Source organism: Flavonifractor sp. An4 (assembly GCF_002161755.1).
GTDB lineage: Bacteria > Bacillota > Clostridia > Oscillospirales > Oscillospiraceae > Flavonifractor > Flavonifractor avicola.
This window is the reverse complement of sequence record NZ_NFIL01000026.1, coordinates 21,696-41,830: the sequence shown is the minus strand read 5'-3', so window position 1 is coordinate 41,830 and position 20,135 is coordinate 21,696. Positions and strand designations below refer to the sequence as shown.

20 protein-coding genes and 1 other RNA gene are annotated in these 20,135 nt (G+C 61.9%); 17 read left to right on the top strand and 4 right to left on the bottom strand.

Going from position 1 to position 20,135, the window contains the following annotated elements:
• Nucleotides 1-117 precede the first annotated feature (117 nt).
• Entirely contained in the window at nt 118-570 is a 453-nt protein-coding gene (locus B5F94_RS11600; RefSeq protein ID WP_242965666.1) for a YhcH/YjgK/YiaL family protein, read from the bottom strand.
• 160 nt (nt 571-730) lie between these two features.
• Here B5F94_RS11600 and B5F94_RS11595 point away from each other — a divergent pair, with 160 nt between their 5' ends.
• The 6 genes from B5F94_RS11595 (at nt 731) to B5F94_RS11570 (ending at nt 5,592) form a co-directional block, all read left to right on the top strand.
• Complete coding sequence (locus tag B5F94_RS11595) at nt 731-1,438, top strand: N-acetylmuramoyl-L-alanine amidase (RefSeq protein WP_087330292.1); 708 nt, start codon at nt 731-733, stop codon at nt 1,436-1,438.
• A gap of 52 nt (nt 1,439-1,490) precedes the next feature.
• The gene (gene radA / locus B5F94_RS11590; protein ID WP_087188761.1) at nt 1,491-2,855 is read left to right on the top strand and encodes a DNA repair protein RadA; all 1,365 of its coding nucleotides are present in this window, start codon (nt 1,491-1,493) and stop codon (nt 2,853-2,855) included.
• A 177-nt stretch (nt 2,856-3,032) separates the two neighbouring features.
• A complete protein-coding gene (locus tag B5F94_RS11585; protein ID WP_087188762.1) occupies nt 3,033-3,239 on the top strand; it encodes a DUF1858 domain-containing protein in 207 nt (68 codons plus the stop codon).
• A 54-nt stretch (nt 3,240-3,293) separates the two neighbouring features.
• Entirely contained in the window at nt 3,294-4,007 is a 714-nt protein-coding gene (locus tag B5F94_RS11580) for a tRNA (adenine(22)-N(1))-methyltransferase (RefSeq protein ID WP_087330290.1), read from the top strand.
• Nucleotides 3,995-4,792, top strand: a complete 798-nt coding sequence (locus B5F94_RS11575; RefSeq protein ID WP_087269578.1) for a Nif3-like dinuclear metal center hexameric protein — start codon at nt 3,995-3,997, stop codon at nt 4,790-4,792. Before B5F94_RS11580 ends, B5F94_RS11575 begins: the two co-directional genes overlap by 13 nt.
• A gap of 71 nt (nt 4,793-4,863) precedes the next feature.
• Nucleotides 4,864-5,592: a YebC/PmpR family DNA-binding transcriptional regulator gene (locus tag B5F94_RS11570; RefSeq protein WP_087269581.1), complete on the top strand. Its 729-nt coding sequence runs from the start codon at nt 4,864-4,866 to the stop codon at nt 5,590-5,592.
• Between the two features lie 45 nt (nt 5,593-5,637).
• Here the strand turns inward: B5F94_RS11570 and B5F94_RS11565 are convergent, their stop codons facing one another.
• Together B5F94_RS11565 and rnpB are read right to left on the bottom strand one after the other, a co-directional pair.
• On the bottom strand, nt 5,638-6,276 hold the full coding sequence (locus B5F94_RS11565) for a MerR family transcriptional regulator (RefSeq protein ID WP_087330288.1): 639 nt from the start codon (nt 6,274-6,276) through the stop codon (nt 5,638-5,640).
• 107 nt (nt 6,277-6,383) lie between these two features.
• Nucleotides 6,384-6,834: RNase P RNA component class A (rnpB, locus tag B5F94_RS11560), an RNA gene on the bottom strand.
• Nucleotides 6,835-6,951: 117 nt separating this feature from the next.
• Here rnpB and murD point away from each other — a divergent pair.
• From murD to ligA, 8 genes are all read left to right on the top strand, one after another.
• Nucleotides 6,952-8,343, top strand: a complete 1,392-nt coding sequence (murD, locus tag B5F94_RS11555) for a UDP-N-acetylmuramoyl-L-alanine--D-glutamate ligase (protein ID WP_087330286.1) — start codon at nt 6,952-6,954, stop codon at nt 8,341-8,343.
• Nucleotides 8,344-8,374: 31 nt separating this feature from the next.
• Nucleotides 8,375-9,388, top strand: a complete 1,014-nt coding sequence (locus B5F94_RS11550; RefSeq protein WP_087330298.1) for a M42 family peptidase — start codon at nt 8,375-8,377, stop codon at nt 9,386-9,388.
• Nucleotides 9,385-10,410 carry a M42 family metallopeptidase gene (locus B5F94_RS11545; protein WP_087330284.1) on the top strand — a complete coding sequence of 342 codons (1,026 nt, stop codon included), beginning with the start codon at nt 9,385-9,387 and terminating at the stop codon, nt 10,408-10,410. The genes B5F94_RS11550 and B5F94_RS11545 overlap by 4 nt, the downstream gene beginning before the upstream one ends.
• A gap of 4 nt (nt 10,411-10,414) precedes the next feature.
• On the top strand, nt 10,415-11,413 hold the full coding sequence (locus B5F94_RS11540) for a M42 family metallopeptidase (RefSeq protein WP_087330281.1): 999 nt from the start codon (nt 10,415-10,417) through the stop codon (nt 11,411-11,413).
• A 79-nt stretch (nt 11,414-11,492) separates the two neighbouring features.
• Entirely contained in the window at nt 11,493-12,740 is a 1,248-nt protein-coding gene (locus B5F94_RS11535) for an aminotransferase class I/II-fold pyridoxal phosphate-dependent enzyme (protein WP_087330279.1), read from the top strand.
• Between the two features lie 50 nt (nt 12,741-12,790).
• A complete protein-coding gene (yunB, locus tag B5F94_RS11530; protein WP_087330277.1) occupies nt 12,791-13,468 on the top strand; it encodes a sporulation protein YunB in 678 nt (225 codons plus the stop codon).
• 61 nt (nt 13,469-13,529) lie between these two features.
• Nucleotides 13,530-14,219, top strand: coding sequence for a VanZ family protein (locus tag B5F94_RS11525; protein ID WP_087330275.1), 690 nt, complete (start codon nt 13,530-13,532; stop codon nt 14,217-14,219).
• Nucleotides 14,161-16,143, top strand: a complete 1,983-nt coding sequence (gene ligA / locus B5F94_RS11520) for an NAD-dependent DNA ligase LigA (protein ID WP_087330272.1) — start codon at nt 14,161-14,163, stop codon at nt 16,141-16,143. Before B5F94_RS11525 ends, ligA begins: the two co-directional genes overlap by 59 nt.
• Before the next feature lie 72 nt (nt 16,144-16,215).
• Here the strand turns inward: ligA and B5F94_RS11515 are convergent, their stop codons facing one another.
• On the bottom strand, nt 16,216-17,130 hold the full coding sequence (locus B5F94_RS11515) for a zinc ribbon domain-containing protein (protein ID WP_087330270.1): 915 nt from the start codon (nt 17,128-17,130) through the stop codon (nt 16,216-16,218).
• Nucleotides 17,131-17,394: 264 nt separating this feature from the next.
• On the opposite strand from B5F94_RS11515, the gene B5F94_RS11510 reads away from it, so the two are divergent.
• From B5F94_RS11510 to B5F94_RS11500, 3 genes are all read left to right on the top strand, one after another.
• Nucleotides 17,395-18,183, top strand: coding sequence for a type III pantothenate kinase (locus B5F94_RS11510; protein ID WP_087330268.1), 789 nt, complete (start codon nt 17,395-17,397; stop codon nt 18,181-18,183).
• 84 nt (nt 18,184-18,267) lie between these two features.
• Nucleotides 18,268-18,852: an ECF transporter S component gene (locus B5F94_RS11505; RefSeq protein ID WP_087330267.1), complete on the top strand. Its 585-nt coding sequence runs from the start codon at nt 18,268-18,270 to the stop codon at nt 18,850-18,852.
• 381 nt (nt 18,853-19,233) lie between these two features.
• The gene (locus B5F94_RS11500) at nt 19,234-20,133 is read left to right on the top strand and encodes a DUF6017 domain-containing protein (protein ID WP_087330265.1); all 900 of its coding nucleotides are present in this window, start codon (nt 19,234-19,236) and stop codon (nt 20,131-20,133) included.
• Nucleotides 20,134-20,135: the final 2 nt, after the last annotated feature.

The following is a 20,135-nucleotide window of genomic DNA, read 5'->3' as shown; positions in this document are numbered from 1 at the left end:
GGGTAGCCCGAGAAAGAAATGCAGTCGGCAAACCTTTCGGGGCCCCTTAAGGGGCTTCGTCCGTATCAGGCCCTTATAGGGCCTACTCAAGCCTCCGGCTTAGCCGGAGGTTTTGACTCAGTTCAGCTTTACCTTGGCCACGATGACCTTCACAGGCACGGGGGACTCCAGGGCCACACGGGGGGCGTGGAGATCCTGGGGCCAGACGATGTAGAAGGTGCCGGGCCGGACGGTGAGGGTGTCCCAGTCGGTGGTGAAGAACTGGATATCAGGGGTGTACTCGCTGAGCTGCTTCAGGGGGGCGTCGGGCAGGGAGTAGCCCATGCCCTCGGTGCCGGATACCACATACTGAATATCGGCGTAGTCCCGGTGGCACTCCAGTTTGCAGTCGGCGGGGAGCTTGGTGTCCACGTCAAACCGGGTGGCGTACACGTTGTCGCCGTCGATGTCCACTCTCTGGCCGGGGGTCAGGGTATCCGGGTCCACCTTGGCCAGCCACTCCAGGGCCTGCTGGAACCGCTGGCCCAGACCGTAATACAGGGGCGCGTTTTTCATTTTATCAATGACCATTGGGCTCACCTCCATGGTTGTTGCTTCCATCTTAGCCCCTGGGCGGCAAAAAGGCAACAGAAATTTGGACAAGCCGGGCGCTTCATGGTAGAATAGCAGGGACAGTTTCTTCTATCCCGCCCCGCCGCCGCATATCCTTCCTTGAAAAGGGGGGAGCGGTATGAAGCGGATCGGACAGTGGGCCCTGCTGTGGGTGCTGGCTCTGGCCACCGCCGGTTATCTGGTGTTCTGGCCGGGAGGCACGGTACAGACCGCGGGGCCTATGGACAGCGGACGGCCTGTTCTGGTGCTGGACGCCGGCCACGGCGGGGAGGACGGGGGCGCGGTGTCTCTCACCGGCGTGCCGGAGAGCCAGATCAATCTGGCCATCGTCCAGAAGCTGGACCTGCTGCTGGGGCTGTGCGGCCAATCGCCGGTGGTGCTGCGGCAGGAGGATATATCTCTCCACGACTCGGAAGCGGATACATTAAGAGAGAAGAAGGTCTCTGACCTGAAAAACCGGGTGGCGATGGTGGAGGGGACGGAAAACGGGGTGCTGCTGAGCATTCATCAGAATATGTTCACCAACGCCAAGTACCACGGGGCACAGGTGTTTTACGCCCCCACCCAGGGGAGTCAGGAGTTTGCCGTCCACACCCAGGAGGCGCTGCGGCAGACGGTGGACCAAACCAATGAGCGCCAGGCCAAGCCCATCCCGGACACGGTCTACCTCATGAACCATATTACACGCCCTGCCATTCTGGTGGAGTGCGGCTTTCTGTCCAACCCGGAGGAGGAGGGCAAGCTGCGCTCGGAGGGCTATCAGCTCCAGCTGGCCGCCGCTCTCACCGGGGCGTGGCTGCAATATGAGGGCAATTTTACATCGTAACGCCGCCGTACAGGGCGGCTACACCAAAGAATAAAGGGAGGATCATCCACCCATGAAAGCAAAGACCATGTTTTACTGTACTGAATGCGGCAACGAGCTGCCCAAGTGGGCGGGCCAGTGCCCCGCCTGCAAGGCGTGGAACACCATTGTGGAGCAGCCCGCCGAGACCAAGCGGAAGAGCTCCGCGGCCGTGGCCACGGTGGGGGAGCGGCGGGGCAGCATCAAACCCCGGCTCATGGACGAGGTGGAGACCACCCGGGAGCTGCGGTTCCAGACCGGCATGAACGAGCTGGACCGGGTGCTGGGGGGCGGCGCCGTTCAGGGCTCCCTGGTGCTGGTGGGCGGCGCCCCGGGCATCGGCAAGTCCACCCTCATGCTCCAGATCTGCCAGAACCTATGTAAGTTTGCCAAGGTGCTCTACGTCTCCGGCGAGGAGTCCGAGCGGCAGATCAAGCTGCGTGCCGAGCGGCTGGGGGTGCGGGGGCAGGAGCTCTATCTGCTGGCGGAAACCAACCTGGACGACGTGGTGGAGGCGGTGACCGCCCTCCAGCCCGACGTGCTCATCGTGGACTCCATCCAGACCATGTACAACGGAGAGCTGTCCGCCGCCCCCGGCAGCATCGGCCAGGTGAAGGACTGCACCATGGCCCTGATGAATCTGGCCAAGGGCAGGGGGGTGACGGTGTTTGTCATCGGCCACGTCAATAAGGAGGGCTCCATTGCCGGACCCAAGGTGCTGGAGCACATGGTGGACTGCGTGCTCTACTTCGAGGGGGAGCAGCAGAACTCCTACCGCATCCTGCGGGCGGCCAAGAACCGATTTGGGGCCACCAACGAGATCGGCGTGTTCGAGATGGGGGACGCCGGTCTCACCGAGGTGCCCAACCCCTCGGAGATGCTGCTGGCCGGGCGCCCCCAGGACACCCCCGGCACCTGCGTCACCTGCGTCATGGAGGGGGTGCGGCCGGTGCTGGCGGAGGTCCAGGCCCTGCTGGCCCCCACCAGCTTCAACGTGCCCCGGCGCACCTGCAACGGCTTCGACTTCAACCGGGCCAACCTGCTGCTGGCGGTGCTGGAGAAGCGGGGCGGGCTGATGGTCAGCTCCTGCGACGCCTACATTAACGTCATCGGCGGCCTCAACCTGGACGAGCCCGCCGCAGACCTGGCTATGGTGGTGGCTCTGGCCTCCTCCTTCCGGGACCGGCCGGTGCCCGGCGACCTGGCCGCCATCGGGGAGGTGGGCCTCACCGGAGAGCTGCGGTCGGTAAACGCCCTGGGTCAGCGGCTCAGCGAGGTCCACCGGCTGGGCTTCACCAAATGCCTGGTGCCCCAGCGCACCGGGGCCAAGCTGGAGGTGCCCGACGGGCTCCAGCTCATCAAGGTCCGGAACATCCGGGAGGCCCTGGCCTTTTTATAAAGGAAGCCTTCCCCTGGGGGAAGGTGGCATTTGCGGAGCAAATGACGGATGAGGGGAAGGCCGGGTGAGTATCGAACCATCTCTCAGAATTTTTGGATAAAAAGCAAGTCTCTCTTGCAAAAAGGGAGAAAATCGGATATACTACCAATATCCTAGAAATTTGGAGGTATTCCCTTTATGGCTCAGATTACCAAAGATACCATCATCGGCGATATCCTGGACATCGCTCCCGAGACCGCTCCCATCTTCCTGTCCATCGGTATGCACTGCCTGGGCTGCCCCTCTTCCCGGGGCGAGACCGTGGAGGAGGCCTGCATGGTCCACGGCGTGGACGTGGACGAGCTGCTGGCCAAGATCAACGCCAGCGTGGGCGCTGCTCAGTAACAACCGTAAAAAAGGAGCGGTCAGACCGCTCCTTTTTTCGTAGGAGGTGAAGGGATGCGTCCCATGGAACTGACTCCCCGGCTGCGCTCGGTGGCCCGGCTGGTGCCCCAGGGGGCCAAATTTGCCGACATCGGCACCGACCACGCCTATCTGCCGGTGTGGCTCCTTCAGCGGGGGATCATCACAAAGGCTCTGGCCTGCGACCTGCGGCAGGGGCCTCTGGACCGTGCCCGGGCCACGGCGGAGAAATACGGCCTGACCGAGCAGATGGACTTCCGGCTGTGCGACGGCCTGGCGGGGGTGCGCCCCGGCGAGGCCGACACCATCGCCATCGCCGGCATGGGGGGCGAGACCATCGCCGCCATCCTGTCCGCCGCGCCCTGGACGTGGCGGGAGGACTGCCTGCTGCTCCTCCAGCCCATGAGCGCCCAGCCCCAGCTGCGGCTGTGGCTCCAGGAGCACGGCTACACCATTGCCCGGGAAATCCTGACCCGGGAAGGGGATACCATTTATACGACCTTCCAGGTAAAGGCCGGACCCATGCCGGAGCTCACCGCCGGTGAGCTGTGGGCAGGCCGGCAGAGCAGGGGGGAGGCCGACCCTCTGCGGAGCGAATACTTAAACCGGCTCATTGACCAGACCGGCCGGGCGGTGGAGGGGCTGCGCCGCTCCACCCGGAGCGCCGACGCCGGGCGTCTGGACGAAATGGAGCGGGCCCACCGGGGCCTGCTGGAACTGCGAGAGGAGTGGCTGTCATGGCAACCGTAAGAGAGATCTATCAGTATCTGGATGGGCTGGCCCCCTTTTCCCTCCAGATGGACTTTGACAACGCGGGCTTTCTGGTGGGCCGGGGGGACCGGACCGTGGACAAGGTGCTGGTGAGCCTGGACATCACCGAAGAGGTGGTGGCTGAGGCCGCCCAGCTGGGGTGTCAGCTCATTGTGTCCCACCATCCGGTGATCTTTTTCCCCGCCAAGTCGGTGACCGACGCCACCCCTGACGGGCGTATCCTGCTCTCTCTGGTGGAGCACAACATCGCCGCCGTGTGCGCCCACACCAACCTGGACGCGGTGTGTGGGGGCGTCAACGACGCTCTGGCCCGCAAGCTGGGTCTTACCAACATTGAGCAGCTCAAGCAGGACGGGGTGGATTCCTCCGGCCGCCCCTACGGCATCGGCCGGGTGGGCAACACCGCCGGAGTGCCCATGTACGCCCCCGCCTTCGCCGCCTTCGTGAAGGAGACGCTGGGGGCAAACGGGGTGCGCTTCGTGGACGCCCGCCGCCCGGTACGCCGGGTGGCCGTGGGCGGCGGCGCCTGCGCCGATATGCTCAAGGACGCTCTGGCTCTGGGCTGCGACACCTTTGTCACCGCCGATGTGAAGTACAACGGCTTCCTGGACGCCAAGGCTCTGGGGGTCAACCTCATCGACGCCGGCCACTATCCCACCGAGCAGGTGGTGGTGCCTGTGCTGGCCAAGTGGCTGACCGACGGCTTCCCCAAGGTGGAGGTGCTCACCACCCAGACCCATAAAGAGGTGTTTTCCTACCTGTGAGGGCTTGTCAAGCCACAGAAAAAGTGATAAACTAGATGCGCTGATTTTCGACGAGAAGGGAACGAGTACCAATGTCAGGACATTCCAAGTGGCATAATATTCAGAAGACCAAGGGCGCGGCCGACGCCAAGCGCTCCCAGATCTTCACCAAGATCGCCCGCGAGATGATCGTGGCCGTCAAGACCGGCGGCAGCGGCGACCCCAACAACAACTCCCGCCTGGCTACCGTTATCGCCAAGGCCAAGGCGGCCAATATGCCCAACGACAACATCAAGCGCACCATCGATAAGGCTCTGGGCTCCGGCAACACCGACAGCTACGAGAACGTGGTGTATGAGGGTTACGGCCCCTCCGGCGTGGCCGTCATCGTGGACGCCCTCACCGACAACCGCAACCGCACCGCCCCCGAGGTCCGTCACCTGCTGGACAAGTACGGCAAGGGCCTGGGTGCCACCGGCTGCGTGTCCTGGTCCTTTGACCGCAAGGGCGTCATCATCATCGAGAAAGAGGACCTGGACGAGGACACCGTCATGATGGACGCTCTGGACTGCGGCGCCGACGATATGCAGGTGGAGGACGAGGTCTTTGAGGTGTACACCGATCCCGATTCCTTCGGCACTGTGCTGGCCGCCATGGAGGAGAAGGGCTACACCTTCGTTCAGGCCGCCGTGGAGATGGTGCCCCAGAACTACGTCAAGCTGGAAAATGAGGACGACATCAAGAACATGGAGAAGCTCATTGACCTGCTGGAGGACAACGACGACGTTCAGAACGTCTGGCACAACTGGGATCAGGGCTGAGTTTATAAAAAAGGAGCCTGCCGCATTTGCGGCAGGCTCCTTTTCTCATGGAATATATTCCAAATGCCGGCAGATCCATTTGCCCGCCTTGCTGCCCAGCACCAGAGCGATGGGCAGGGGGATCACAACAAAGAGCAGGACAAAGACCAGCGGATTCCAGGCAGCGGCTTGCAGCAGGACAGAGTAATCGGAGAAGTGATCCAGCAAAAAGACGTAGAGCCGCAGCATAAGATAGGCCGCCTCCAGCATACAGACCGCCTCCACGCCGGTAACCCAGCTGTTGGGACTTCCATGGACCCGGTCGGACTCCGGGATGGGACGGCCCTTGACCTCCCGCTCCAGCAGGGCGGCGTAATCCTCCAGGCCGCTGGCCTGGGCGGTGTCGGTGAAGCGCAGCTTGTCGTAGGCGTCTATGGCCGCCTGGAGCCGCTGCCGGAGGGAAAAGGCCGCCCCGGAGGCGTTCTTCTGAAAATCCTCGATCATGGCGCGGATCTCCTCCAGGGTGAAGCCCGCCTTCCGCAGGGTGGAGATGGCTTTCAGCCGGTCCACGTGGTTAGGGGAGAAGTCCAGCCAGGTCCGTCCGCCCCGGCGCTGGGCCAGGGGAACCACCAGTTTTTCCTGAACGTAGAACCGCGCCGCACGCTCTGTCAGCCCGGTCTGGGCGCATACTTCCTTCATTTTCATGGGCCATCCCTCCTTGGGTAAGGACAGTTTACCATCTGACGTAAGGGAAGAGTCAAGGGATTTTGCAAAAAAAGATGGCCCGGAGCTGCACGCTCCGAGCCGCCGTATCTGCAAGTAAGCCTGTAAGCCGGGTTCTGTCCTTTAAGACAGCCATCTATCTCGACGCACCGTTGCCGGTACGCTCAAGCCGCCTCCCCGGGACGGCCGGGCCGGCCTATTGTCCCTCCACGGCGTTGCTCCGGATAGAGTTTACAGCGATGGACGCTTGGCACGCCATCGGGTGAGCTCTTACCTCGCCTTTCCACCCTTACTGGCCGGTCGCCTCCATCTGAAGGCGGTCCTGTTCCTAGTTTCGGAAAATGGGTGTATCACGTCGGCCTGCGGCCGCCGTGATGCATCCGCCTCCACATGGAGGCAACCGGCCAGCGGTCTATTTCTGTTGCACTTTTCCTAGGGTCGCCCCCGGCGGGTGTTACCCGTTATCCTTGCCCTATGGAGCCCGGACTTTCCTCACCCACGGGCCTTTCGCCCCGCAGGCGCGGCTGTCCAGCTTGCTTGCCCGACTATTTTACGCTATCTTGCCCGGATTGTCAAATCAAAAGCGCTCAGCGTTTGCATTTTCTCTTCAGGTGGGATATAATAAATTGGTTAAACTATGAAAAGGGAGGAACTGTTATGAAGCGTTCCACCATACAGGAATATCTGGCGGGTCTGAAGGGCAAGCGGGTGGCCGTCATCGGCATCGGCGTGTCCAACACCCCCCTGATCAAAATGCTGCTGCGGGCGGGTGTGAAGGTCACCGCCTGCGACAAAAAGCCCATGAGCGCCTTCGCCGGTCTGGCCGAGGAGCTGGAGAGCCTGGGCGCCACCCTGAAGCTGGGGGAGGACTACCTGGAGGACCTGGACTTTGAGGTCATCTTCCGCACACCCGGTATGCGGCCCGACCTGCCCCAGCTGGTGGCCGCTCAGCAGAAGGGGGCCATCCTCACCTCTGAGATGGAGGTCTTTTTCCAGGTCTGCCCCTGCCGCACCATCGCCGTCACCGGCAGCGACGGAAAAACCACCACCACCACCATCATCGCCGAGCTGCTCAAGGCGGCGGGGGAGACCGTCTATGTGGGCGGCAACATCGGCAAGCCCCTGCTGCCCGACGTGGACGGCATGGAGCCGGGGGACATCGCCGTGCTGGAGCTGTCCTCCTTCCAGCTGATGACCATGGACCGGAGCCCCAACATCGCCGTGGTCACCAACCTGGCCCCCAACCACCTGGACGTCCACAAGTCCATGGAGGAGTACATTGAGGCCAAGGAGAACATCTTCCTCCATCAGAGCGAACAGGATCTGCTGGTGGTCAACGCCGACAACGAGATCACCCACGGCTTTGCCGGGGAGGCCCAGGGCCGGGTGGCCATGTTCAGCCGCCTGTCCGAGCCCGCCCGGGGCGCCTTCCTGCGGGATGGGGCGATCTGGGTCCGCAACGAGATGCACGAGCGCCCGGTGCTGCCGGTAGCCGACATCCTGCTCCCCGGCACCCACAACGTGGAGAACTATATGGCGGCTATTACCGCCCTGGACGGCCTGGTGCCCGATCCGGTGGTGCGGGACTTCGCCCAGAAGTTTGCCGGAGTGGAGCACCGCATTGAGCTGGTGCGCACCCTGAACGGTGTGAAGTACTACAACGACTCCATTGCCTCCAGCCCCTCCCGTACCATTGCCGGCCTGCGCTCCTTCCACCAGAAGGTGATCCTCATCGCCGGCGGCTACGACAAGCACATCCCCTTCGACGTGCTTGGCCCTGAGATCATCGGCCATGTAAAGGAATTGTTCCTCACAGGCGATACCGCGGAGAAGATCAAGGCCGCCGTGGAGAACTGCCCTGATTATCTCCCCGCCGCCCTGCCCATCACCGTCATTGACGGCTTTGAGGAGGCGGTACTGGCCGCCCACAAGGCCGCCAAGCCGGGTGACGTGGTGATCCTGTCTCCCGCCTGCGCCTCCTTTGACAAGTTCAAGAACTTTATGGAGCGTGGCGCCGCCTTCAAGAAGATCATTTATGGATTGTCATAAATAGCCTCATAAGGAGGAGTTACATTTGGATATGAAAACTGTGCTGGAGACCCTGTGCGGCTGCACGGCGCCCTCCGGCTTTGAGACCCCGGCGGCACAGGCCGCCCAGGCCCTGCTGGCCCCCCTGGTGGACGAAACCAGCATCGACCGCATGGGCAACCTGATCGGTGTGCGCCGCTGCGGCAAACCGGACGCCGGGAAGGTTCTGCTGGACGCCCATCTGGATGAGATCGGCCTCATCGTCACCGGGGCGGAGGAGGGTTATCTCCGGTTCCGCACCATCGGCGGGGTGGACCCCCGGATGCTGCCCGGCCGGGAGGTGACCATCCTGACCCAGCCCCCCATGGTTGGCATGGTGGCCAGCCCCGGCCCCGAGCAGGACGACGAGAGCAAGTCCGTGCCCATCGCTGAACTGGTGATAGACGCCGGTCTGACCCAGGAGCAGGCGGAACAGCTGGTGGGCACCCCCATGGTGTACCGGGGCTCCTGCTTCCCTCTGGGGGAGGACCAGATGTGCGGCAAAGCCATGGACGACCGATCCTGCTTTGCCATTCTGCTGCGCTGCATGGAGCTGCTGAAGGATAAGGAACTGGACATGGATGTGTACGTTATGGGCTCCACCCGGGAGGAGGTCTCCGGTGTGGGCGCCACCGTGGGCACCTGGGCGGTACAGCCCGACTGCTGCATCGCCGTGGACGTGACCCACGGCCGCACCCCCGACGGCCCCGCTGACAAGACCTTCCTGCTGGGGGGCGGCCCCGCCATCGGTGTGGGCCCCAACATGGCCCGCTGGATGACCCAAAGGCTGCTGGACAAGGCACAGGAAAGGGAAATTCCTTTCCAGCAGGAGGTCATGAGCGGCCACACCGGCACCAACGGCTGGGAGATGCAGATCAGCCGGGAGGGCGTGGCCACGGCGGTGCTGTCCCTGCCCCTGAAATATATGCACAGCCCCATTGAGGTGCTGTCTCTCACCGATCTGGAGCACACCGCGGCCCTGCTGGCCGCCTTTGTGGAGGATCTGGGAAAGGAGGGGCAGCTGTGAAGGAACTGCTGAGAAGACTGTGCGCCCTGCCCGGCGTGTCCAGCTGGGAGGACCAGGTGCGGGACTGCGTGATGGAGGTGGCCGGTCAGTACGCCACCGAACTGCGGGTGGACGCCATGGGAAATGTGATTGCCTTTAAGGAGGGCGCCAAGGCCACCGGCAACAAGCTGCTGCTCACCGCCCATATGGACGAGGTGGGCCTGATGGTGCGCGCCATCACCGACGAGGGCTACCTGAAATTCGACACGGTGGGCCACATTGACCGCCGGGTACTGCTGGGCAAGCGAGTGCTGGTTGGGCCCAGGCTGCTGCCCGCCGTGGTGGGCTTGAAGGCCTACCATCTGGTGAGCCGGGACGAGGAGAAGAACGTCCCCAAGCTGGACGAATTCTACCTGGACATTGGAGCCAAGAGCAAGGAAGAGGCGGAAAAGCTGGTCCGTCTGGGCGACGTGGCCGCCTTTGACAGCACTCCTGAGCTCTTCGGGAACGGCCTGCTGAAGGGCCGGGCCCTGGACAGCCGCATCGGCTGCGCCGTGCTGCTGTGGCTTATGCGGGAGGAGCTGCCCATGGACTGCACCTTCGTGTTCACCGCCCAGCAGGAGGTGGGGGCAAGAGGTGCCTTCGGCGCCGCCTTCTCGGTGCAGCCGGAGATTGCTCTGGTGCTGGAGGGAGCTCCCGCCGCCGATCTGGCCGGGGTGCCCGCCCACAAAAAGGCCTGCGCCCTGGGCAAGGGCGCGGTGCTCCCCATCATGGACAAGGGCGTTATCGTGGACCGGAAGCTCTTCGAGACCCTGCGGAAGCTGGCGGAGGAGCGAAACATCCCCTGGCAGCTCCGGGAGGCCACCACCGGCTCCGGCGACGCCATGGCGGTCCAGCGGGCCGCTTCCGGCGTGCGTACGGCGGTGATCGCCGCCCCCGTGCGCTACCCCCACACCCCTGCCACCCTGGCCAGCGCCGAGGATATCGAGGCCATGCTCCAGCTGACCCGGGCATTCATCAACCATCTGTCCAAGGAGGACTGACCATATGGATATTTTAGAGATCATGCAGGCCCTCAACGCCTGCCACGGCCCCTCCGGCAACGAGGGCCAGGTGGCTGCTGCCATCCGGACCCTGGCCGCCCCCTATGTGGACGAGATCACCACCGACGCTTTGGGCAACCTGATCTGCCACAAGCAGGGCACCGGCCCCCGGGTGATGTTTGCCGCCCACATGGACTCCATCGGCTTCATCATTACCCACATCGACGAGCATGGCTACCTGCGCTTCGGCCAGGTGGGCGGCCTGTCTGCCCACGACCTGCCTGGCACCCCCGTCCGGTTCCGCAACGGCACCCGGGGCGTGGTGGCGGTCCAGGGAAAGGTGGAGCCCAAGGACTGGAAACTGGATCACCTTTACATTGATATCGGCGCCAAGGATCAGGCCGATGCCAAGGCCATGGTGCAGGTGGGGGACACCGCCGTATTTGACACCACTCCCTTTGTCAGCGGCCGCAAGATTTTCTCCCCCTATCTGGATGACCGCATCGCCTGTGCCATCCTGCTCTCCGCCATGGAGCGCATCAAGCACGCCGGCAACGACCTGTACTTCGTCTTTACCGTTCAGGAAGAAGTGGGCCTGCGGGGCGCCCGCACCGCCGCCTACGGCATCGCCCCTGACTACGGCATCGCCGTGGATGTGACCGACTCCGACGACATCCCCGACGCTCCCCACGAGTGCTCCAGCGTGGCGGGGAAGGGCGCCGCCATCAAAGTGATGGACAGCTCGGTCATCTGCCACCCGGCAGTGGTGAAAACCCTGGAGGATCTGGCACAGGCAAGGAATATTCCTTACCAGCGGGACATCCTCCGCTTCGGCGGTACCGACGCCGGCGCCATCCATCAGAGTCGCTCCGGCGTGTACACCGGCGGGATCTCGGTGGCCACCCGGTACGTCCACACCCCCATGGAGGTGGCCGACCTGGACGACATCGAGGCCTGCGTGGCCCTGACCGCCGCCTTCGCTCAGGCCAAGCTGGAGGCGTAATTTCTCTGAAAATGGTGGGGCATCTCCGACGTCCCGCCAAACCCACAAACCATAGATAGAACAGGATGGATCAAGGAAAATGTCTTTACAGATCAGCGACAAAGTAAAAGCCCTGGCGGCGCAGGCCCAGGCCGACCTGGCGGAGCAGTTTGCCCGCATCGACGCCATCGCCGAGGAGAACACCCAGAAGGTGCTGGCTGCCTTCCAGAAGCACCGGGTGGCTGAGGCCCACTTCGCCGGTACCACCGGCTACGGCTACGACGATCTGGGCCGGGATACCCTGGACCTGATCTACGCCGACCTCTTCCACACCGAGGACGCTCTGGTGCGGGTGCAGTTTGTCAACGGCACCCACGCCATCTCCTGCGCCCTCTTCGGCGCCCTCAAGCCCGGCGACATTCTGGTGTCCGCCGTGGGCGCCCCCTACGACACCATGCTGGGGGTTATCGGCGTGGTGGACAAGGGCCCCGGTTCCCTGAAAAGCTACGGCATCGAATACAGGCAAGTAGATCTGGTTGACAACGCCCCCGACCCGGTGGGGCTGGCGGAGGCCGTACGTGACCCCCGGGTGAAGGCGGTGCTCATCCAGCGGTCCCGCGGCTACGCCACCCGTGCCTCTCTGTCAGTGGCCGAGATCGGCTCGCTGGCCAAGGTGGTCAAGGACAACAACCCCAACGCCGCCGTGCTGGTAGACAACTGCTACGGCGAGTTCGTGGAGACCATCGAGCCCACCCAGGTGGGTGCCGATCTGGTGGTGGGCTCCCTCATCAAAAACCCGGGCGGCGGTCTGGCTCCCACCGGCGGCTACATCGCCGGACGCCATGACCTCATTGAGGGTGCCGCCATGCGGCTCACCACCCCCGGCATCGGCAAGGAGTGCGGCTCCACCTTTGGGGCCAACCGCAGCCTCTATCAAGGACTTTTCCTTGCCCCCCACACCACCGCCCAGGCCGTCAAGACCGCCGTCTTTGCCGCCCGGATCATGGAGCTGCTGGGCTACCAGGTGGAGCCCGCCTCTGACGCGGTGCGCCACGACATCATCCAGATGGTCCATTTCGGCTCTCCCGAGCCCCTGAAGAAGTTCTGCAAGGGCATCCAGTTCGGCGCTCCCGTGGACTCCTACGTCACCCCCGAGCCCTGGGATATGCCGGGCTACGACTGCCCGGTCATCATGGCCGCCGGCGCCTTCATCCAGGGCGCTTCCATCGAGCTGTCCTGCGACGCCCCCATGCGGGAGCCCTACACCGCCTACTTCCAGGGCGGCCTCACCTATGAGAGCGGCAAGGCCGGCGTTATGCTGGCGGTAGAGGAACTGCTCAAGGATTAAGGCATAGGACGAACCGGCCCCCGCATAGCCTGCCCTGAGGGGGTGAGGCCATGAGGCGGTCCTTGCGGATGTGGTCCCCCCGCCGCAGATTCCATGTCCGGCGGCGGGGGGGAGGCCTGCTGCTGGCGGCTGCGGTGGGGATCGGTCTGGCGCTGCTGGTGATCTGGCTGCTGGACGCCGCCCTGCGGCCCGCTGTCACCACCCTGGCCACCGTTCAGGCCCAGAACAAGATCACCGGTATCGTCAACGACGCGGTGACTGCAACCCTGGCCGACCAGGGAGTGGCCTACGCCGACCTGGTGACGGTGGAGCGGGACGAGAGCGGCAAGGTATCCCTGCTGGCGGTGGACTCTGTCAAGCTGAATACCTTGCGTACGCAGATCCTGCAAGAGGTTCTGGAACAGGTGGAGGGACTGGACGCTCAGGAGCTGGGGGTGCCGCTGGGCAGCCTCACCGGCTTCTCCACCGCCTCCGACTGGGGGCCCACGCTGCCAGTGGGTGTACTGACGGCGGCGGTACCCAAAGCGGAGTTCTCCAACCGGTTTACCGCCCAGGGCATCAACCAGACCCTGCACCAGATCATGCTGGACATTACAGTGGAGGTCACCCTCCTCATCCCCGGCGGGCGGGCAGAGACCAGCGTCACCGCTCAGGTGTGTGTGGCCGAGACCCTGCTGGTGGGGGAGGTGCCAGACACCTATCTGGGGCTGCCCGCTGCCGGTTCGTAAGAAAAGCGTAAGACACGGCCTCTTTTCCCTGTGGTATGATAAGGGAAAAGGAGGCGATTGTATGGACGACCTGCTGTGGTATCTGGAGATTACGCTGGATTATATCAAACAGATGCTGCCCTGTATGGCCATAGCCGCGGGCTGTTTTCTGGCCCTGCTGCATCACAGAAGGCGGGGGCTGTACCGCCGGGGGCTGCAAAGTGGCGTGGTGCGGGAGATCGGCCTCTTGGCGTTTGTGCTCTTCTGCGCCGGACTGGCGGCCCTGACGGTGTTTCCGTCCAACTTCTGGACGGTATCCCACTGGCAGGAGGCCTTTCAGGGGCTGCGGCCCTTTTTCCCCATCACGCCCCTGAGCGAATCGGTGCAGTATATCGGCTGGACACCCACCCTGTTCCGGGGAGACAGACTGGGTGCGTGGGGCTTCTACATGGTGCTGGCCAACGCCCTGATCTTTGTGCCCATCGGCTTCTTTGCCAACCTGCTGTGGCGGAAACCCCGGTGGTGGAAGGGGCTGGTGGTGGGCTTCTGCGTGTCCCTTACCATCGAGTTTTTACAGCTGTTCGTCAACCGCTCCACCGATGTGGACGACCTGATCCTCAACACCACGGGGGCTTTCCTGGGCGGGCTCATTGCTCTGCTGCTGGGCAAGCTGGCCCCCAAACTCACCCGAAAATTCCAAGTGGAGGTCCGCCATGGACGAGAAACAGGAGATCCAAAGCCTGCGCCGGGAGCTGGAGCAGGCCAACTATGAATATTACGTGCTGGACAACCCCAGCATGAGCGACTACGACTTCGACCACAAGCTGCGCCGCCTGGAGGAGCTGGAGGCCAAGTACCCCGAGCTGGTGACCCCCGATTCGCCCACCCAGCGGGTGGGTGGCAAGGTAGCCGACGGCTTCGCCGAGGTCCACCACCGGGTCCCCCTGGAGAGCCTCCAGGACGTGTTCTCCTTTGAGGAGCTGGCCGACTTCGGCCAGCGGGTCCAGGACGCCCTGACAGGCGGGGTGGAGTACGACGTGGAGCCCAAGGTGGACGGGCTGTCGGTGGCGCTGGAGTACGAGAACGGCCTCTTTGTCCGGGGCGCCACCCGTGGTGACGGCCAGGTGGGGGAGGACGTGACCGAGAACCTCAAGACCATCCCCTCCATCCCCCTGCGTCTGCCCGAGGCGCTGCCCTCCCTCATCGTCCGGGGCGAGGTGTTTATGCCCAAGAAGAGCTTTGAGCAGCTCAATGCCGACCGGGAGCTGCGGGGCGAGGCCCTCTTTGCCAACCCCCGCAACGCCGCCGCCGGTTCTCTGCGGCAGCTGGACCCCAAGATTGCCGCCTCCCGCAAGCTGGACATCCGGGTGTTCAACGTCCAGTGGGCCGAAGGCAAGACCTTCACTACCCACACCGAAACCCTGGAATACTTGCAGGAACAGCGCTTTAAAGTAATTCCCCATTACACCTGTCATTCCATCCAGGAGGCGGCGGAGCGCATTGCCGCCCTGGGGGACGGCCGGGAGGAGTTCCCCTTTGACATCGACGGCGCTGTTGTAAAGGTAAATAACCTTGCAGACCGAACCACCCTGGGTTCCACCGCCAAATTCCCCCGGTGGGCCGCCGCCTACAAGTATCCCCCCGAGCAGAAGGAGAGCGTGGTGGAGGACATTGTGGTGCAGGTGGGACGGACCGGTGTCCTTACGCCCAAGGCGGTTATAAAGGCGGTACGCCTTGCAGGTACTACCGTCACCAATGCTACCCTCCACAACCAGGACTTCATCACCGAGAAGGACATCCGCATTGGGGACACGGTGCTGGTTCAGAAGGCGGGGGAGATCATCCCCGAGATTGTGTCGGTCATTAAGGACAAGCGCCCTGAGGGCACGGTACCTTATCATCTGCCCGACCACTGCCCGGTGTGCGGGGCTCCCGTGGCCCGGGATGAGGACGGGGCCCACATCCGCTGCACCGGCGCCGAGTGCCCCGCCCAGCGGCTGCGGCACATCGTCCACTTCGCCAGCCGGGACGCCATGGACATCGAAGGTCTGGGCCCCGCCGTGGTGGAGAGCCTGGTGGGTGCGGGACTGGTGAAGGGTCCCGGCGACCTGTACAGCCTTACCGCCGACCAGGTGGAGCCTCTGGAGCGGATGGGCAAGAAGAGTGCGGAAAACCTGATGGCGGCCATTGAAAAGTCCAAGTCCGCCGGGCTGGGACGGCTGCTCTTTGCCTTCGGCATCCGGCAGGTAGGGCAGAAGGCGGGCAAGGTGCTGGCCGGGCGCTTCGGCACCCTGGACGCCCTCATGAACGCCGGGGAGGAGGCGCTCACCGCCGTGCCTGACATCGGCGGCATCACGGCCAAGAGCCTGCTGGACTGGTTTGCCAATGACCAGAGCCGCCACCTCATTGAGGCCCTGCGGCAGGCGGGGGTGTCCTTCGACAGCACCGAGGCCCCGGTGGGGGACAAGCTGGCGGGCAAGACCTTCGTACTCACCGGCGCCCTGCCCACCATGGACCGGAAGGAGGCCGCCGCCCTCATCGAAGCCCAGGGGGGCAAGGTGAGCGGCTCGGTGTCCAAAAAGACCAGCTATGTGGTGGCGGGGGAGGCCGCCGGGTCCAAGCTGCAAAAGGCCAACGACCTGGGCATCCCGGTGCTCACCGAGGAGGAGCTGCTGGCTCTGCTGGGACAGGAATAAGACAGAAAAGGGTTCCGCCCGTACTAAATTTAGTACAGGCGGAACCCTTTTTTCAGGCCTTGTAACGCCAGTTTAGGAGCTTGTTCGGTTCTGCTTCTTCTTTTCTCTGATCAGCGCAGCCAGCAGAATTATGACACCAAACAAGTATCCGAAGGACAACGCACCGATCGATACCATTCCGAGACTCAATTGGTAAAAACAAAAAACCATAAGAATCATGCTTCCAACAATAACAACTGCCGGGAAGATAAGCGTGCCAACAGGTCCCAGACGTCTGGTTCCGGCATAACAGAACAAGCAATAAACGAGAAACCGACGCAAAAACATCCAGGTAAAGTATTGTTCATATGCAGTGTTGAAATAATGGAGGATTTCTGCGGGCATTCCTTGTTCCATAGCAAGCATATGCCCCGGCACCATGTGCGCAAGCACCAAAGACCAAATGACAAGTCCAATCCCAACAATCAAGTAATGGATTCCTTTTTGTCTTACCGTATTGCTGCGAAGAAGCAGAAACCATATCAACAGTCCCCAAAGCCACAATGCGTTTGCTCCATAGGTGTTTTCGATAGAAGGAAAAACAGACGAAGCATAGAAAGACGATATGGCACCATATTGTCCCATAAATTGTTCTGCGAAAATGAAAACAACCCTAAATCCCAGATTTCTCATCCCTTCCAATAGCAGAACTGCTATGGGCATACATAATGCACTAAGCTCTATTCTCTCTGGCTTAATGCACTTTGTGATCCATAAAACGAAAACCACAGCCAATCCCAGACCGGCAAATGCCCAGGAGACGAGTGCTCCCGTGATATTACTGACTGCAAAAAACAGCAATAGTGTGATAGGGAGCGCCCACGAATTTCTCCCTTTGGCTGGTAACTGCTTCCCACATTTTCCGCAAAATACTGCATCTAATCCGGCGGGAGCACCGCACTGTGGGCAAAATGACCCTGGTTCGGGAATACCGGTTTGTCCTCTCATCTCTTTGCTTCCTCCATATCTCATATCGATTGAATGGGCACCTTTTAATATCCACAAACTTACACAATTACCCTTATATAGGATACTCTTAAAGTGCGAATGAATCAAGTATATTGCTGAATTCCTTCCTGTTTCGCTAAGCATATTGACCCGTGGGGCTCCGGCGGCGGTTTTGTTCGCCAACCGCCGCCCTTGACGCTCCGGCCCAAAACTGCTACAATATTTTGGATCCTGATCACCAAGGAATAGAAGGGAGCGGGCGGCATGGTGCTGGCGGTAGACGTAGGTAATTCCACCACCACGGTAGGTCTGTTTAACGGGGAGGGCAAGCTGCTCTTCCGGGCCACCCTGGAGACCTCCCGGAACAAGACCCGGGACCAGTGCGCCATTGACCTGCTGGGCGTGTTCGGACTCTACGGCGCCGACGTGAAGGCGGTGGATGGGACCATCCTGTCCAGCGTGGTGCCCCCCCTTACCGCCGTCTTTACCGACGCCCTCACCCGGCTCACCGGAAAGACCCCCATGGTGGTGGGGCCGGGCATCAAGACCGGCCTCAACATCAAGGCGGAGATCCACAACCAGCTGGGCAGCGACATCGTGGCCTCGGCGGTGGCGGCCATTGCCGCCTATCCCAGCCCCATTGTCATGGTGGACCTGGGTACCGCCACCTCGGCCTCCCTGATCGTGGGCAGCGTGTACGAGGGATGCGTCATCATGCCGGGCCTCACCCTGGCGCTGGAGGCCATGTGGGACCGGGCGGACGCCCTGCCTCCCATTTCTCTGGAGACCACCGCCCCGGTGGAGCTGCTGGGCCGCACCACCGAGGAGGCCATGCGCTCCGGCGCTCTCTACGGCCACGCCGCCATGCTGGACGGCGTCATCGACCGGATGGAGGCGGCGGCGGGCAGCCCCGTCACTGTAGTGGCCACCGGCGGCAGCGCGCCCCGTATCCTGCGCTACTGCAAGCGCACCGTCCACTACGATGCCGACCTGGTGATGCGGGGGCTCTACCTGCTCCACCAGAAGAACAGCCGGAAGCCCAGGAGGGCCTGACCTGGTACTCAACGGCACATTGCCGTGGGTAAATATAAGTGCGCTGCATCCTCAGACAGGAGCGGCAGCAGGAGGTAAGTAACCATGAGAGCAAACGAAAAAACCAGACGCCTGACCGGACTGGCCTTAATGACGGCCATCATCGTGGTCCTGCAGGTAGTCGCCAGCTTTGTCAAGTTCGGCCCCTTCTCCATCACTCTGGCCCTGGCCCCCATCATCATCGGCGCGGCCCTGTACGGCGCGGGCGCAGGCGCCTGGCTGGGCGCTGTGTTCGGTGTGGTGGTGCTCATCGCCTGTATTGCAGGCTGGGACTACGGCGGAAACGTCCTCTTTACCGCCAACCCGCTGCTCACCGCCGCCCTGTGTATTGTCAAGGGCGCTGCCGCCGGCTTTGTGTCCGGCCTGGTGTTCCGGGGCCTGTCCCGCCGCTCCCCCATGGGAGCCGCCATCACCGCCGGTATCGTCTGCCCGGTGGTCAACACCGGCATTTTCATCGTGGGCCTGACCCTGTTCTTCTACGACATCCTGGTGGCCTGGGCCGGTGGTACTGACTTGATCTACTACATCATCTTTATCATGACCGGCGTCAACTTCCTGCTGGAGCTGGCCATCAACCTGGTCCTCAGCACGGTGATCGTCCGGGTGGTGGGGGCCAGAAAGCGGTCCTGACATCCCAATATGCAAGCGGGCGGCCTTCCCCGCCTCCTAATAAGAAAACATGAGATAGTCCAGTAAAATCAATGTTTTCAGAGGCAAGGAACACGATGTGAAGTCAAAAATTTTAATACTGGCAGGATAAAGGGTGCTGATGTGAAATATCAGCACCCTTTTCCTGTCCCAAACGCCATAGGAAATCCTATGGCGTTTTTTACTTTCCATCAAGTACACGGAAACTGTATTGAAAGGGGTGAGAAATCGAAGGTATTTCTTCATGTAGGAAATGCAAATCAAGTGTCCATAGGTTTTCCCACATGGAAAAGCAAATGGGCACAGAATTGAATTTTTTCCGAAAACGAACACTTTTCCAGACCGCCGGAGGGAGGTGAGATTATGGCGGTATTTCGCATTGAGAAAACCCGCGACTACACGGTCATGGCAAACCATCATCTGCGGAACACGGCACTGTCGCTGAAAGCGAAGGGGCTGCTGTCCCTCATGCTATCCTTGCCAGAGGATTGGGACTACACCACCAAAGGCCTTGCCCGGATATGCCGGGATGGAGTGGACAGCATTTGTGCTACGGTTCGGGAGCTGGAAGATGCGGGGTATATTATCCGTGAAAGAGTCCGTAATGCCAACGGGCGGCTCGGCAGCATCGAGTACACGATCCTGGAGCAGCCCAGGCCACCGGAACCTAAACCGGGAAAACCTGAACGGGAAAATCCAGTTCAGGTAAAACCAGTCTTGGATTCTCCTGTCTTGGGAAAACCTGAACAGGAAAACCCCGCACAATTAAATACTAAAGGATCAAGTAACCAAATATCAAATACTGATTCATCAAGTACGGAAGGATCAAATCCTATCCAATCAAGCCCCCAAACCCCCGCAGGGGGCAACAGGGCTGGACGGGACTGGATGCGGGAGCGAGAGAACTATCGGGAACTGATTTTGGAGAATATCGAGTATGACTATCTATGCCGAGATGACCGGCTGGATCGGGATATGCTGAATGAATTGGTGGAGCTCATGGTGGATACCGTCTGTTCCCGCAGGGAGACGATCCGCATTGCCGGGGACGACTATCCGGCGGAGGTGGTGAAATCCCGGTTCCTGAAGCTAAACAGTTCTCACATCGAGTATGTGTTGGACCGTATGCGGGAGAACACCACCTATGTCCGCAATATCAAGAAATATCTGCTGGCTGCCCTGTATAACGCCCCGGCCACCATCGACAGCTACTATGCGTCCCTGGTGAACCACGACCTGTACGGCAGCGGAGAAAGGAGGTAATC